The 14,080-nt window shown below is 58.9% G+C and carries 15 protein-coding genes; 9 read left to right on the top strand and 6 right to left on the bottom strand.

Annotation, left to right across the window (positions count from 1 at the left end):
• Positions 1 to 71 precede the first annotated feature (71 nt).
• Both C1N60_RS21805 and C1N60_RS21800 read left to right on the top strand, forming a co-directional pair.
• Positions 72 to 245: a hypothetical protein gene (locus tag C1N60_RS21805; RefSeq protein ID WP_021508895.1), complete on the top strand. Its 174-nt coding sequence runs from the start codon at positions 72 to 74 to the stop codon at positions 243 to 245.
• Positions 246 to 274: 29 nt separating this feature from the next.
• Entirely contained in the window at positions 275 to 622 is a 348-nt protein-coding gene (locus C1N60_RS21800; protein ID WP_021508894.1) for a hypothetical protein, read from the top strand.
• A gap of 39 nt (positions 623 to 661) precedes the next feature.
• Here the strand turns inward: C1N60_RS21800 and C1N60_RS21795 are convergent, their stop codons facing one another.
• Positions 662 to 1,855, bottom strand: a complete 1,194-nt coding sequence (locus C1N60_RS21795) for a zinc-dependent alcohol dehydrogenase (protein ID WP_125310199.1) — start codon at positions 1,853 to 1,855, stop codon at positions 662 to 664.
• 263 nt (positions 1,856 to 2,118) lie between these two features.
• Here C1N60_RS21795 and C1N60_RS21790 point away from each other — a divergent pair, with 263 nt between their 5' ends.
• Positions 2,119 to 2,826 carry a phage antirepressor KilAC domain-containing protein gene (locus C1N60_RS21790; protein ID WP_021508892.1) on the top strand — a complete coding sequence of 236 codons (708 nt, stop codon included), beginning with the start codon at positions 2,119 to 2,121 and terminating at the stop codon, positions 2,824 to 2,826.
• A gap of 34 nt (positions 2,827 to 2,860) precedes the next feature.
• Here C1N60_RS21790 and C1N60_RS21785 read toward each other — a convergent pair whose 3' ends face one another.
• A complete protein-coding gene (locus tag C1N60_RS21785) occupies positions 2,861 to 3,076 on the bottom strand; it encodes a hypothetical protein (RefSeq protein WP_021508891.1) in 216 nt (71 codons plus the stop codon).
• Between the two features lie 141 nt (positions 3,077 to 3,217).
• A complete protein-coding gene (locus C1N60_RS21780; RefSeq protein WP_394521772.1) occupies positions 3,218 to 4,489 on the bottom strand; it encodes an NAD(P)/FAD-dependent oxidoreductase in 1,272 nt (423 codons plus the stop codon).
• A gap of 117 nt (positions 4,490 to 4,606) precedes the next feature.
• On the opposite strand from C1N60_RS21780, the gene C1N60_RS21775 reads away from it, so the two are divergent.
• The 5 genes from C1N60_RS21775 to crtB are packed head-to-tail and all read left to right on the top strand — an operon-like array spanning position 4,607 to position 10,377.
• The gene (locus tag C1N60_RS21775) at positions 4,607 to 5,512 is read left to right on the top strand and encodes a polyprenyl synthetase family protein (protein WP_022547229.1); all 906 of its coding nucleotides are present in this window, start codon (positions 4,607 to 4,609) and stop codon (positions 5,510 to 5,512) included.
• A 14-nt stretch (positions 5,513 to 5,526) separates the two neighbouring features.
• Entirely contained in the window at positions 5,527 to 6,804 is a 1,278-nt protein-coding gene (locus tag C1N60_RS21770; RefSeq protein WP_394521771.1) for a glycosyltransferase, read from the top strand.
• Positions 6,804 to 7,970, top strand: a complete 1,167-nt coding sequence (gene crtY, locus C1N60_RS21765) for a lycopene beta-cyclase CrtY (RefSeq protein WP_394521770.1) — start codon at positions 6,804 to 6,806, stop codon at positions 7,968 to 7,970. Before C1N60_RS21770 ends, crtY begins: the two co-directional genes overlap by 1 nt.
• Complete coding sequence (locus tag C1N60_RS21760) at positions 7,970 to 9,451, top strand: phytoene desaturase (RefSeq protein WP_021508885.1); 1,482 nt, start codon at positions 7,970 to 7,972, stop codon at positions 9,449 to 9,451. Before crtY ends, C1N60_RS21760 begins: the two co-directional genes overlap by 1 nt.
• Complete coding sequence (gene crtB, locus C1N60_RS21755; protein WP_127835013.1) at positions 9,448 to 10,377, top strand: 15-cis-phytoene synthase CrtB; 930 nt, start codon at positions 9,448 to 9,450, stop codon at positions 10,375 to 10,377. The genes C1N60_RS21760 and crtB overlap by 4 nt, the downstream gene beginning before the upstream one ends.
• Here crtB and C1N60_RS21750 read toward each other — a convergent pair.
• Positions 10,316 to 10,849 carry a sterol desaturase family protein gene (locus C1N60_RS21750; RefSeq protein ID WP_022547228.1) on the bottom strand — a complete coding sequence of 178 codons (534 nt, stop codon included), beginning with the start codon at positions 10,847 to 10,849 and terminating at the stop codon, positions 10,316 to 10,318. The genes crtB and C1N60_RS21750 overlap by 62 nt on opposite strands.
• A gap of 308 nt (positions 10,850 to 11,157) precedes the next feature.
• Between C1N60_RS21750 and C1N60_RS21745 the strand changes: the two genes are divergently transcribed.
• Positions 11,158 to 12,348: an MFS transporter gene (locus C1N60_RS21745; RefSeq protein ID WP_127835014.1), complete on the top strand. Its 1,191-nt coding sequence runs from the start codon at positions 11,158 to 11,160 to the stop codon at positions 12,346 to 12,348.
• 2 nt (positions 12,349 to 12,350) lie between these two features.
• Here the strand turns inward: C1N60_RS21745 and sfnG are convergent, their stop codons facing one another.
• Complete coding sequence (gene sfnG, locus C1N60_RS21740) at positions 12,351 to 13,445, bottom strand: dimethylsulfone monooxygenase SfnG (protein WP_288423596.1); 1,095 nt, start codon at positions 13,443 to 13,445, stop codon at positions 12,351 to 12,353.
• 220 nt (positions 13,446 to 13,665) lie between these two features.
• The gene (locus tag C1N60_RS21735) at positions 13,666 to 14,013 is read right to left on the bottom strand and encodes an ArsR/SmtB family transcription factor (RefSeq protein ID WP_021508880.1); all 348 of its coding nucleotides are present in this window, start codon (positions 14,011 to 14,013) and stop codon (positions 13,666 to 13,668) included.
• Between the last annotated feature and the right edge of the window lie 67 nt (positions 14,014 to 14,080).

Genomic DNA, 14,080 nt, shown 5'->3' with positions numbered 1-14,080 from the left:
TGTCCTGCGCTATCCCCAACCTTATTTATCCTGACTATGCTTATCAGACGATAATAAATTCAGGAGAGCGCATGAAACTACTTTATTTCGTTTCGCTTATTGCTGCAGCCGGTTATTTACTGGCTTTCTTACCTAAACTGCGCACCCGTCGCGAGCCTGTGGCTTATTGGGGGTGCTGGGCTTATTTAGGTCTGAACGCGGTATATTGGGCAGTATTTGCGTTTCGCTATTATTTTCTGCGCTAACCGTGGTAACGTCATGAAGGAGTTATGTTATGTCAGAAAACAATCGCGATCGGATGCCCTATTTACTCTATTTTTCCCGTCAGCGTTTACTGGTGGAAAATATCGACGGCCATATCGTTGATATTGGCGGTGCGGAAAGAGTGGGCGATCGTTATCGCTGGCAGCTGGATGGTAAAGATGCCGGGGGAGAAACAGAGCAGGAAGTGGACGAATTACTGGCGGAGGTGGAAAAACACCTGAGCTTTTTGTTCGTCGATGGCCAGTTTACCAGCCTGCCCGATGTCAGTGCTGATTATGGCGATCGGCTGGATAACGCGCCCTCACGGCAAATTGCACTACCCGAGCTCAACGACCGCGATGAAGATATCGTGCGTTAAGCCACGGAAGCAGGCTGCCGTCAGGCAGCCTGTCAGCACTCAGGTCGCCGGTGTGGTACTGGCCATACCGGGCACCAGAATCACTTTGCGGCAATCCTCTTTGCGTTTTTCAAAGATTTCATAGCCACGCGCGGCCTCTTCCAGCGGCATATGGTGCGTCACAATCTCTTCCGGCGTCAGCAGCCCTTGTTCAATCAGCGACAGCAGGCGCGGTAAATAGGCCTGCACATGCGTCTGGCCCATTTTAAACGTCAGTCCTTTATCGAATGCATCGCCAAACAGGAAGCCGTGGATAAAGCCGGCATACACGCCCGGCACGCTGACCACACCGCCACGGCGCACCGCCGCAATACACTGCCGCAGCGCCTTCCCGCTGCTGCCCTCCAGCTTCAGATTACTCATCACCGTTTCCGTCAGGCTGCCCTTGGCTTCAAAACCTACCGCATCGATTACCGCATCAACGCCCCGGTGGCCCTGGGTATGATCAATGATCCAGCCAGCAGGATCGTCGATTTCGTCAAAATTGATCGGCGTAACCCCATAACGCTGGCGGGCAAATTCCAGTCGATAAGCGTTGTGGTCAATCATAAAGATCTCTTCCGCCCCTACCAGGCGCGCGCAGGCGGCGCTCAGTAACCCGACCGGGCCGGCGCCAAAAATGGCGACGCTGGAGCCTTTATCCAGCCCGGCATTTTGCACTGCCTGCCAGGCGGTGGGCAGGATATCGGAGAGAAACAGCACTTTCTCATCCGGTAGCGCCAGCGGCACTTTAAACGGCCCGACATTGGCTTTTGGTACCCGCACATATTCCGCCTGGCCGCCCGGCACGCCGCCGTACAGTTTGCTGTAGCCAAATAACGCTGCAGGCGGGGTAATATTTTTCTTGTTTAAAATAGCACCGCGCCCGCTATTGGTATTTTCACAGGCCGCATACTGATGCAGATGACAAAAGAAACAGTCGCCACAGGCAATAACAAAGGGCACCACAACGCGATCGCCAATTTTTACGTTGGTAACCTCACTTCCCGCTTCGACCACTTCACCCATAAATTCGTGACCAAATATATCACCGTGATCGGTACCGGGAATTTTCCCGCGATAAAGATGTAAGTCGGAGCCGCAAATTGCCGTCGCGGTGACGCGTAAAATAATGTCGTCCGGCTGCTCTAAAATCGGGTCAGGAACAGTTTCAACGCGCACCCGATGTGGGCCATGATAAGTTAACGCTTTCATAATCAGCTCCTCATAAATAAGCGTAACGAAAGGCTGTCTTTATTTAACCTGAATCGCTTAAGCCTGGTAGTAATAGTCGAATAGGCAAGCGTATCGGTATCGGGTGCAGAGCGGGGTCCGGCGCAGTTGCGCTTTGTGCGATATCTCGCAGAGAGGCATTTCTTACAGTAACGGCTAAAAATAATACTGGATATGCAAACAGTATATTGTATACTTATCCAGCAGTCTGATGGACTGTTCCACGTTTGTAAGAGGTGATACTGATGATGATCTCAACGGAAAGTCTTGCTGCTCTCAACGCAACTCTGCTGATGAGCAGCCGTGAAATTGCCAGAATAACCGGCATCACGCATGGCGAAGTGAAGCGCCTGATTAAAAGCCTGGAAACCGCGCAGCGCCTTTCCCAGCCTGTCACGGTGAATCATTACGAGCATGAAGGTGAGACACGTCAGGAGTTCCAGCTGAATAAACGTGACTCGCTGCTGGCGGTTGCTCGTCTTTCCCCTGGCTTTACCGCCGAACTGCTGGACCGCTGGCAGGAGCGGGAGAAATTCACCCATCTGCCCGATTTCACCAATCCGGCGGAAGCGGCACGTGCCTGGGCAGAACAGTTTGAGCAACGCCGTGCGGCGGAACAGCAACTGGCGCTGACGGCCCCAAAGGCAGAATTCTTTGATCGCTTTGTGGATGTGCATGAGTCGCTGGGTTTTCGCCAGCTGTGCAAAATGCTCAAGGTGAAAGAGCCGGAGTTTCGGCAGTTTCTGCTTGAGCGCAACATTATGTACCGTGACAAAGGTGCGCTGACACCACAGCAGCACCATCTGCAGGCTGGCTATTTTGCACTGCGCAGCGGAATGGGTGAAAACCAGCATGCTTTTTCGCAGGCACGGTTTACCGCGAAAGGTGTGAAGTGGGTTGCCAGCCTGTGGGCCGGTCATGTCGCTGCACGGCCAAATGGTGTCGCTGCCTGATATTCAGCCGGTCAGGACGACCGGCTGGATTCGCTTAGCGCTGATGGCGGCGGCGCTGGAGCCGATGGCGAAACTGCCTGACCTCTTCGCGTGACCAGCAGCGAGAGGAGAGCGGCAGGCTGTCATCAACCGCCGCCGGCAGCGGCAATTTTTCCAGCGTGCCACGATTACACATAGCACGCGCCAGCGTGGTACAGGGGATATCAAGGTAATGCGCCATCTGCGGCAGCGTCATCAGGGTGGTACGCATACTCACCTCCATTTGGCTTATGTTTCGCCTTCCATGGTTGAGCAGCCCGGCAGATGTTTTTTTGATCGCGATCAGCCTACGCCTTAATTCAGGTTAAAAATTAATCAATCTGCCACCCTGTGGTCTGCGCCATCGCTTCGCTCACTGTGCCGCCGGAAAGTTTCGCTGAATCGGTGCAAACGCGCTGGCGGCTTTGCCGATCAGCCGTTGTGGCCGGAACTCTTTCAGCAGGTCGCTGGGACTGTCGCCGATCAGTTCTTGCGCCACCAGCCTGCCAATCAGCGGTGATAACGTGATGCCGCTGTGCGTCACCGCGATATACACGCGCTGATGCGGGGTGACAAAGCCCAGCGCCGGCAACCCATCAGCCGGACGCGCCCGCTGCCCGACGACAATCTGCTCGATCTGCAACGCACCAGCCGTGGCAAACAGCGCACGGTAGCGCTCACGAAACTGATCGGCGATGGCACTATGAGTCGACGGCGGCGCGCCCGGATCGGCCAGATGATCGAGATCCAGCGCCTGTAACAGTAACCGCCCGCCGCCGTCCGGCCGCACGTTCAGCTGCGGAGAAATCAGGTTGGTGCCAAGCGATAACGGCTGTGGTGCGGTGCGCGCCAGAAAGCTGCAGGCCACCGCATCAGGCTTGCTGGTGTCAATCAGCGCCAGTTCCAGACCAAGCGTATGCAGCAGCTGATTGGCCCAGCGTCCGGTCGCCAGCACCAGACGATCACCCTGCCACTGCTCACCCTGCTCCAGCTGCACCGTCACGCCTTCCGCATTTTCACTAATGTGCTGAATCGCCTGATGCTGATGCAATACCGCGCCGTGCGCCTGCGCCTCTGACCACAGCCGTGCCAGATACAGCGCCGGATAGAGCACCGATTCCGTTGGAAAATGCCAGATGCTGCCGTGCACCGCAGACGTGCGCAGTTCAGGAATTTCCTGCTGCAGCTCGGCCAGCGTCCTTTGCCGTGCCGCATAGCCAGCGGCCTGTAATGTGGTGGCACGCTGCTGCAGTTGCTGTTCGGCTTCACCCGCGCCGGCCCACTCCCAGGTGCCACAAGGTTCCAGCCAGCGCACGCCATTGGTCTGCGTCAGCTGCAGCCGGATATGCTCCTCCATCGCCAGCGCATTGAGGCGGTGATAGCTGGCAGGCTGTTTGCCGTTCGAATTCACCCAGGCAAATGTGGTGCTGCTGGTGCCCGCGCCCATGTGTTGCCGGTCAAAGAGGGTCACCTGCGCCCCCTGCCGCGTCAGCGCCCACGCCACGGCGAGGCCGATCACACCCGCACCGATTACCGCCACTTTTTGCGTCGTCATAGCTGTCTCCTCTGATTGCCCGTCATCATAGCAGTCACCGCAGCGAAAACTGGCCTGAGGGTCATAGGAATTACTTCTCAGATTATTCAATAAATAAAAAAAGCGTGACGGTGCGTTAAAGTCGCTTCGCTCGCTGGCGCACTCCCCTTACCGGGTCTACGGTTAATTGAAAAAGCACAAGAATTTAACTAACCATGGAAAGCCGCTATGACCGCCCATGTCGATACCACAGCAAGCCAGGAAAGCGATCTCCTTCAGTTGCATCACGCATTGCAGGCTCATCTTGAACATTTATTGCCTGCCGGGCAGCAGGCCGATCGCGTTCGGGCCGCCATGCGTGCCGGCACGCTGGCACCGGGCAAACGTATTCGTCCGCTCTTGCTGCTGCTGGCAGCACGCGATATGGGCTGTGACGTGGCGCAGCAGGGTATCCTTGATCTTGCCTGTGCGGTCGAAATGGTGCACGCCGCCTCACTGATCCTTGACGACATTCCGTCAATGGATAACGCCCGGATGCGACGTGGACGCCCGGCAATCCATTGTGAATATGGGGAAAACGTGGCGATCCTGGCGGCGGTCGCGCTACTCAGCCGCGCCTTTGAGGTGATTGCCCTCGCGCCGGGTCTGCCGGCAACGCACAAAGCCGAAGCCATCGCCGAGCTCTCCTCTGCCGTGGGCCTGCAGGGACTGGTTCAGGGTCAATTCCAGGATCTGCATGACGGCGCACACAGCCGCAGTCCGGAAGCCATTACCCTGACCAATGAACTGAAAACCAGCGTCCTGTTTCGCGCCACGCTGCAGATGGCGGCGATTGCGGCCGATGCGTCAGTGCAGGTACGTCAGCGTTTAAGCTATTTTGCGCAGGATTTAGGTCAGGCTTTCCAGTTACTGGACGACCTGGCGGATGGCTCTAAACACACCGGCAAGGACTGTCATCAGGATCAGGGCAAATCCACGCTGGTGCAGATGCTGGGTCCTGAAGGGGCTGAACGTCGTCTGCGCGACCATTTAAGCAGTGCCGATGCCCATCTTGCCTGCGCCTGCCATCGCGGTGTCGCCACCCGTCAATATATGCACGCCCTGTTTAATCAACAGCTGGCGATGTTTAACTGAAGCCGGTCATACCTATGGGGCATTTTGCCGTTATTGCGCCACCGCTCTACAGCCACTTTCACGCATTGCAGGCGCTGGCGCAAACGCTGCTGGCGCGCGGACACCGCATCACCTTTATCCAGCAAAGCGATGCACGCACCTTGCTGAGCGACGATCGTATTGCCTTTGTGGCCGTCGGCGAGCGCACGCATCCTGCCGGATCGCTCTCCAGCGAACTCAGGCGGCTGGCCGCACCGGGCGGGCTATCGCTGTTTCGCGTGATTCACGATCTGGCCAGCACCACCGATATGCTGTGCCGCGAACTGCCCGCGGTGCTGAAACGGCTACAGGTCGATGGCGTGATTGCCGACCAAATGGAAGCGGCGGGTGGTCTGGTGGCAGAGGCGTTACAGCTGCCGTTCGTGTCGGTGGCCTGCGCGCTGCCGGTCAATCGCGAAGCGGCCATTCCGCTGGCCGTAATGCCCTTTCGCTTCGCTCAGGATGAGAAAGCGCTGCAGCGCTATCAGGCCAGCAGTGACATCTACGACCGCATCATGCGTCGTCATGGCGCTGTCATCGCTCGTCATGCGCGCACCTTCGGCCTGCCCGAACGCCATGGCTTACATCAGTGTCTGTCGCCGCTGGCGCAAATCAGTCAGCTGGTGCCCGCTTTTGATTTTCCGCGTCAGCAACTGCCAGCCTGCTATCACAGCGTGGGCCCGCTGCGGACTCCAGTCGCTAGCGGCGCGCTCGCCGCACCCTGGCCAGCGCTGCGCCAGCCGGTGGTGTATGCCTCGCTGGGCACGCTACAGGGGCACCGTTTTCGCCTGTTTCTGCATCTGGCTCAGGCCTGCCGCAATCAGCAGCTGTCGCTGGTGGTGGCTCACTGTGGCGGGTTGACCGCCAGCCAGGCGCATCAGCTCAGACTGGCCGGTGCTGCGTGGGTGACCGATTTTGTGGATCAGCGGGCGGCGCTGCAGCATGCGCAACTGTTTATCACTCACGCCGGTCTGAACAGTGCGCTGGAAGCACTGGAATGCGGCACGCCGATGCTGGCGCTGCCGATCGCCTTCGATCAGCCGGGCGTGGCGGCACGTATTGAGTGGCAAGGCGTCGGCCGGCGCGCCTCACGTTTCAGCCGGGTCGCGCAGCTGGAGCGACACCTGCAACAATTGCTGAATGACGATCGCTATCGTCTGCGCATGTCAGCCATTCAGGCGCAGCTGCAGCGGGCCGGTGGCTGTACGCGCGCGGCGGATATTGTCGAGCAGGCGCTGTGTCAGCAGCAAATCGTGCTGGCGGAGGCCACCTGATGCGCGCACCTTATGATGTCATTCTGGTCGGTGCCGGCCTGGCTAACGGGCTGATTGCGCTGCGTTTACGCCAGCTGCAGCCCGCACTTAAAATTTTGCTGCTGGAGAGTCAGGCGCAGCCGGCCGGCAATCATACCTGGTCGTTCCATCGCGAAGACGTCAGCGAAGCGCAGTTCCGCTGGCTCGAACCGCTGCTTTCGGCGCGCTGGCCCGGTTATCAGGTACGCTTCCCCACCCTGCGTCGCCAGCTGGATGGTGAATATTGCTCGATTGCCTCGGAGGATTTTGCCCGGCACTTGCAGCAGGTGCTCGGTGCCGCGCTACGCACCGCAGCGACGGTCAGCGACGTCTCACCCACCGGGGTCAGACTGGCGGATGGCGGGATGTTACAGGCGCAGGCGGTGATTGACGGACGCGGGCTGCAGCCGACACCGCATCTACAGCTCGGCTATCAGGCATTTGTCGGTCAGGAGTGGCAGCTGGCCGCGCCGCATGGCCTGCAGCAGCCAATATTGATGGACGCCAGCGTCGATCAGCAGCAGGGTTATCGCTTTGTTTACACCCTGCCGCTCAGTGCCAGCCGTCTACTGATTGAAGATACCCATTACATCAACCATGCCACGCTGGATGCCGCACAGGCGCGCCGGCACATTACGGATTATGCCCACCAGCGCGGCTGGAATCTGCGCCAGCTGCTGCGCGAGGAGCACGGCTCGCTGCCGATCACGCTCAGCGGCGATATCGATCAGTTCTGGCAACAGCAGCACGGACAACCGTGCAGCGGGCTGCGCGCCGGACTGTTTCACGCCACCACCGGTTACTCGCTGCCCGCCGCAGTGGCGCTGGCGGAGAAGATTGCCAGCACGCTGCCCGCCGATGCCCATACGCTGAGCCACTGCATCGAATCGTTTGCCCGTCAGCACTGGCGCGAGCAGCGCTTTTTCCGTCTGTTGAATCGCATGTTGTTTCTTGCCGGACGGCCTGAACAACGCTGGCGCGTGATGCAGCGTTTTTACCGGCTTGACGCCGGATTGATTAGCCGCTTTTACGCCGGGCAACTGCGCTTCGGCGATAAAGCACGCATTCTGTGCGGCAAACCGCCGGTACCTCTCGGCGAAGCGCTGCGCGCATTGATGATGACCTCTCCGTTACCAGGGAAGAAATAATGAAACGCACCTATGTGATTGGCGCAGGCTTCGGTGGCCTGGCGCTGGCGATTCGTCTGCAAGCGGCCGGCGTGCCGGTCACGCTGCTGGAGCAGCGCGATAAGCCTGGCGGGCGCGCCTATGTGTATCAGGATCAGGGTTTTACCTTTGATGCCGGTCCGACGGTGATTACCGATCCCAGCGCTATCGAGGCGCTGTTTACGCTGGCAGGCAAGCAACTCAGTGATTATGTCGACCTGATGCCGGTGACGCCATTTTATCGCCTGTGCTGGGAAGACGGCAGGCAGCTGGACTACGACAACAATCAGGCGCAGCTGGAGCAGCAGATTGCTACTTTTAATCCCCAGGATGTCGCCGGTTACCGCCAGTTTCTGGCCTATTCACAGGATGTGTTTCGTGAGGGCTATCTGAAACTGGGCACCGTACCTTTTCTGCATTTCCGCGACATGCTGCGTGCCGGGCCACAGCTGGGTCGGCTGCAGGCCTGGCGCAGTGTCTACAGCATGGTGGCGAAATTTATTCATGACGATCATCTGCGCCAGGCTTTTTCCTTTCACTCGTTGCTGGTCGGCGGTAATCCTTTTGCAACGTCTTCGATCTATACCTTAATTCACGCACTGGAGCGCGAATGGGGCGTGTGGTTTCCGCGCGGCGGTACCGGTGCGCTGGTTGATGGCATGGCGCGGCTGTTTCGCGATTTGGGCGGTGAACTGCTGCTCAACGCCGAAGTCAGCCAGCTGGAGACCGAGGGTAACCGCATCAGCGGTGTCCAGCTGAAGGATGGGCGCCGTTTTGCCGCCGCCGCCGTTGCGTCAAATGCTGACGTGGTGCATACCTACGATCGCCTGTTAAGCCAGCATCCTGCGGCGCGTAAACGCGCGGCAACGCTGAAGCGCAAGCGGATGAGCAACTCGCTGTTTGTACTCTATTTTGGTCTTAATCATGCCCACCCGCAGCTGGCGCACCACACCGTGTGCTTTGGTCCGCGCTATCGTGAATTGATCGATGAGATCTTCAATAGCAGCCAGCTGGCGGAAGATTTCTCGCTGTATCTGCACGCGCCCTGCTCCAGCGATCCGTCGCTGGCACCGGCGGGCTGCGGCAGTTTTTACGTGCTGGCGCCGGTGCCGCATCTCGGTACCGCCGCAATTGACTGGCAACAGGAAGGGCCGCGCTTGCGCGATCGCATTTTTGCTTATCTGGAGGAGCACTATATGCCGGGTCTGCGACAGCAGTTAGTGACACACCGTATGTTTACGCCGTTTGATTTTCGCGACACGCTGCACGCGCATCAGGGCTCAGCGTTTTCGCTCGAACCCATTTTGACGCAAAGTGCCTGGTTCCGGCCGCATAACCGCGATGCCGACATTACTAACCTTTATCTGGTGGGGGCTGGCACGCATCCCGGTGCCGGTGTGCCAGGCGTAATCGGCTCCGCGAAAGCCACCGCCCAGCTGATGGTGGAGGATCTGACCGGATGAACCAACCGCCGCTGATTGAGCAGGTCACGCAAACCATGGCGCAGGGCTCCAAAAGTTTCGCCAGCGCAACCCGGCTGTTTGATCCTTCAACGCGCCGCAGTACGCTGATGCTGTACGCGTGGTGTCGTCACTGTGACGATGTGATAGATGGTCAGACGCTGGGCGAAGGCGGCACGCAGCACGCGGTGGCGGATGCACAGGCGCGGATGCGCCACCTGCAAATCGAAACCCGCCGCGCCTACAGCGGTGCCCACATGGATGAACCGGCGTTTCGTGCCTTTCAGGAAGTGGCGCTGACGCATCAGCTTCCCCAGCAGCTGGCGTTTGATCATCTGGAAGGGTTTGCGATGGATGCGCGTGAAGAACGTTACGCGTGTTTCGGGGACACGCTGCGTTACTGCTATCACGTGGCCGGCGTGGTGGGGTTAATGATGGCGCGCGTGATGGGCGTACGTGATGAGCGCGTACTCGATCACGCCTGTGATTTGGGTCTGGCGTTTCAGCTGACCAATATCGCACGGGATATCGTTGAAGACGCGGAGAATGGCCGCTGCTATCTGCCACAAAGCTGGCTGGATGAGGCCGGACTGAGCGCCGCCCAGCTCGCCGATCCGCAACATCGCGCAGCGCTGGCCCCACTGGCTGCGCGTCTGGTGCGCGAGGCTGAACCTTACTATCAGTCAGCGCGCAGCGGGCTGCCAGGATTGCCGCTCCGTTCGGCGTGGGCGATCGCCACCGCACGCGGCGTTTACCGTGAAATTGGCGTAAAAGTGCAGCATGCCGGTGCCCGGGCGTGGGATGCGCGCCAGCGCACCAGTAAAGGCGAAAAGCTGGCGCTGCTGGTGAAAGGTGCTGGCGTCGCGCTTACTTCGCGCCTTGCTCATCCCCAGGCGCGTCCTGCCGGTCTGTGGCAGCGTCCGCGTTGACACGACGCCCGTGGCGCTGGCGCAGCGTCGCCTGCAGCTTGTGCAGCGGCGGGGCGTAAAGAAAGCCAAAGGAAACGCAGCCTTCCCGTCCCCGCACCGCATGATGCATGCGGTGCGCCATATACAACCGCTTCAGATAGCCTTTGCGCGGAATGTAGCGGAACGGCCAGCGCTGATGGACCAGGCCGTCATGCACCATAAAATAGAGCGCGCCATAGGTTGTCATGCCAGCGCCAATCCACTGCAGCGGCCAGACGCCGTTGACACCCAGCCAAATCAGGCCAATCGACAACAGCGCAAACACCACGGCATACAGGTCGTTGAGCTCAAATTTGCTCTCATGCGGTTCATGATGCGACAAATGCCAGCCCCATCCCCAGCCATGCATAATGTATTTATGCGACAGCGCCGCGACGATCTCCATCAGTATCACGGTAGCCAGCAGGATAAGCGCATTCCATAACCAGAGCATCATTGGTCCATTTGCGAAGAGTGAGAGTATAAAGGTGGACGTGGATAGCGAAAGGCGCAAGTCTCAGGCAAAAAAACGCACCGGCAGCGTAAATACCAGCCAGGTCACAGACGCGTGCTGTCACCGTCAGACAAGCAAAGCGGCAAGAAGATTATCCTGCATGGCGGCCGGGTGGGTCTGCTTTACATCGATTTAACAGCTGGTTAGTATAGCCAGCGGTTCAGCGGTCCAGGCTGCTGCGTAGGCGTTAACGTCAATCAACGCACCATATGCAGAGACTTTCTGCCTCATTTCCATGGTGCGCACACATGTCCCATACCGCTTTATCTGCTGATTCTGCCCTGCGTCGTTCCGGCTTTTTCCTGCTGCTGCTGTTACTCACCGCCGCCAACTTACGCACGCCCATTACCGCCACCGGGCCGGTGCTGGAAAATATTCGCCTGACATTTGGCCTGAGCGCCAGCGCTGCCGGCGTGATTAACTTTTTACCGCTGCTGATGTTCGCCACGCTGGCACCGCCAGCCGCCTGGTTTGGCAATCGCTTTGGCCTGGAGCGCAGTCTGTGGGGAGCGTTACTCCTGATCGTCCTGGGTTCACTGCTGCGAATCAGCGGCAGCGAAACGGCACTGTGGCTGGGTACGCTGATTCTCAGCAGCGGGATCGCGGCGGCCAACGTCCTGCTGCCGCCGCTGATTAAGCGTGATTACACCGCGCACACCGCGCGTTATATCGGGCTGTATGCCATGACCATGGGCATCACCGCCAGCATCGCTTCCGGCGTGGCCGTGCCGCTGGCCGAACTCAGCAGCGCCGGCTGGCGTCTGTCGCTGGCGGTCTGGCTGATTCCGGCGCTGATCGCGCTGCTGGCGTGGCTGCCACAGCTGAAAAATCCCGCGACGCTTGAGCAGCGCGCGACAGAGGTCACCGTAACGCGTTCGCCGTGGCGTTCCGCGATCGGCTGGCAGGTTTCGCTGTTCATGGCCAGCCAGTCGTTACTGTTTTATACCCTGATTGGCTGGTTTACCCCGTTCGCACAGGATAATGGCATCAGTCAACTCCAGGCGGGCGGCATGTTGTTCGTCTATCAAATTGTCGCGATCGCCTCCAATCTGGCCTGTATGCGGGCGCTGAAGCAGTTGCGCGATCAGCGTCTGATCGGGCTACTGGCTTCGCTGTCGATCTTCATCGCGGTGACCGGCCTGCTGCTGGCACCCGCATGGTCGCTATTGTGGCTGATTCTGGCAGGCCTCGGTGCGGGTGCCTCGCTGCTGATCAGCCTGTCACTGTTTAATTTACGCACCCGGGACCATCGCCAGGCCTCGAAACTCTCCGGCATGGCGCAGTGCGTGGGTTACGGGCTGGCGGCGCTGGGACCGCTGTGCTTCGGCATGCTGCATGATGTCAGCGGCAGCTGGCAGCTCCCGCTGCTGATGCTGTTGGCGGTAAGCGCGCTGCAAATGGCGATGGCGCTGCTGGCCGGACGCGACCGCGCTATCTGACCTCAGACCGTGACGGCGTTAAGCGCCTCCTGCCGTTCCAGTTCGCGCACGCGTGGGATAACTTCACGCCCAAAGAACTCCACCTCTTCATGGAAATGCAGAAACGCCAGCAGCAGTAAATCCACGCCAGCGCGTTTCTGCTCCATGATGCGCTCAGCAATTTGCTGCGGCGTGCCAATCAGATTGGTTTTGAAACCGTCGTTGTATTGCACCAGATCCTCAAAGGAGGATTTAACCCAGTTGCCCTCGCCTTCCGGCGACGCGCTGCCGGCATTTTTCACCTCATGCTGGAAGCCTTTTACTGCATCCGGATTGGCTTTGGCGATGATCTCCTGCAGCACCGCCTGGGCTTCCTGTTCGCTCTCGCGGGCGATGACAAAACCATTCAGGCCGATTTTAACGGCGTGCTGATTGACGGCGGCTTTGGCGCGGATATCGTCCACCTGCTGGCGTACGCCCTGTGGCGTGTTGCCGTTGGTGAAGTACCAGTCAGACACCCGTGACGCCATGTCCCGCGCGGCGCGCGAGCTGCCGCCCTGAAAAATTTCCGGCAGCGGATCGAGAGGTTTAGGCTTGAGCGCGTAGTCGCGGAAGCGATAAAAATCTCCGGCGAAGCTGAAGCTGCTTTCACGCCAGATGCCGCGCAGGCAGCGAATAAACTCTTCCGAACGCAGATAGCGCTCTTCGTGATCGAGCCAGGGTTCACCAATCGCTTTGAACTCGCCGCGAAACCAGCCGCTGACAATGTTCACCGCGATGCGCGGACCGTACAGATGGCTGATGGTGGCGATCTGCTTCGCCGCCAGCGTCGGGTTCCACGGCCCCGGCAACAGCGCGGCAATCACTTTGAGTTTTGTGGTGTGGCTCAGCAGATCCTGAGAGAAGGTGACTGATTCGTGCTGATTATCCGCGCCATAGCCGGCGGTGAAGCGAATCTGCGTCAGGGCATAATCGAAGCCAGCGCGTTCAGCGATTTTCGCCAGTTCACGGTTGTACTCCGCGTCCCAGCGCGTGCGCTGCTCGATCTGACTGATGACTAAACCCCCTGAAACATTAGGCACCCAGTAAGCAAACTGCAGCGGTTTTACCTGTGACATAGGTTTCTCCTGAGACTTCTTATAGCTGGATTAACGGAAAATTATCTTCATTAATGCTTTTTGCTATAAGAGGCTATGCAGTGAGCGTGCCAGTTCCTGGCAGAGATTAAACGCCTGATTTGCGGGCTAACTGAATGAGAGGATGAGGAATGTCTGTTGCGGATGCAGCAGCCGCTGTCGCCAGGCTGTTGCAATTGCAGCCGCTCCGGCGAAAAGGGCGCTACTCCGCGTGCTGAAAAGCCTGCAGCGCGCTTCGGGTGGCGGCATCGTCAACGGCGGCGCTGAGCAGCGCATCAAGCAGACCGGGAAAGCGCGCGTCCAGATCGTCGCGCCGCAGTGACAGCAGATTCTCGCGGCCAGAGGGTTTTTGCCAGATTACGCCGCTGTCACGCAGTACCCGCCAGTGGTGGGTTAAGGTTGATTTGGATACGCCTTGCAGCAGCGAACCGCAGCTGCGCGCCTCCCCCTGTGCCAGCAGCGCGACGACCGCCATGCGCATCGGATTGCCCAGCGCGGCCAGCACATTCTCCAGCCTGATGGCGTCACGCGACGGATGATTTTCCAGCATTGCTTATCTCTGTAAGGGCGTAAGACAGCAAATTATCCGTGAGTCGGCGGGCGATGTATAGCGCAGT

It is taken from the genome of Pantoea sp. SGAir0184, assembly GCF_043544755.1.
Note: the sequence above shows the minus strand (reverse complement) of the source record. Positions and strands in the feature narration are given on the sequence as shown.

Coding starts and splice junctions, on each gene's coding strand:
- C1N60_RS21805 (WP_021508895.1), top strand. CDS start 72: ATGAAACTACTTTATTTCGTTTCGCTTATTGCTGCAGCCGGTTATTTA.
- C1N60_RS21800 (WP_021508894.1), top strand. CDS start 275: ATGTCAGAAAACAATCGCGATCGGATGCCCTATTTACTCTATTTTTCC.
- C1N60_RS21795 (WP_125310199.1), bottom strand. CDS start 1,855: ATGAAAGCGTTAACTTATCATGGCCCACATCGGGTGCGCGTTGAAACT.
- C1N60_RS21790 (WP_021508892.1), top strand. CDS start 2,119: ATGATGATCTCAACGGAAAGTCTTGCTGCTCTCAACGCAACTCTGCTG.
- C1N60_RS21785 (WP_021508891.1), bottom strand. CDS start 3,076: ATGCGTACCACCCTGATGACGCTGCCGCAGATGGCGCATTACCTTGAT.
- C1N60_RS21775 (WP_022547229.1), top strand. CDS start 4,607: ATGACCGCCCATGTCGATACCACAGCAAGCCAGGAAAGCGATCTCCTT.
- C1N60_RS21770 (WP_394521771.1), top strand. CDS start 5,527: ATGGGGCATTTTGCCGTTATTGCGCCACCGCTCTACAGCCACTTTCAC.
- crtY (WP_394521770.1), top strand. CDS start 6,804: ATGCGCGCACCTTATGATGTCATTCTGGTCGGTGCCGGCCTGGCTAAC.
- C1N60_RS21760 (WP_021508885.1), top strand. CDS start 7,970: ATGAAACGCACCTATGTGATTGGCGCAGGCTTCGGTGGCCTGGCGCTG.
- crtB (WP_127835013.1), top strand. CDS start 9,448: ATGAACCAACCGCCGCTGATTGAGCAGGTCACGCAAACCATGGCGCAG.
- C1N60_RS21750 (WP_022547228.1), bottom strand. CDS start 10,849: ATGCTCTGGTTATGGAATGCGCTTATCCTGCTGGCTACCGTGATACTG.
- C1N60_RS21745 (WP_127835014.1), top strand. CDS start 11,158: ATGTCCCATACCGCTTTATCTGCTGATTCTGCCCTGCGTCGTTCCGGC.
- sfnG (WP_288423596.1), bottom strand. CDS start 13,445: ATGTCACAGGTAAAACCGCTGCAGTTTGCTTACTGGGTGCCTAATGTT.
- C1N60_RS21735 (WP_021508880.1), bottom strand. CDS start 14,013: ATGCTGGAAAATCATCCGTCGCGTGACGCCATCAGGCTGGAGAATGTG.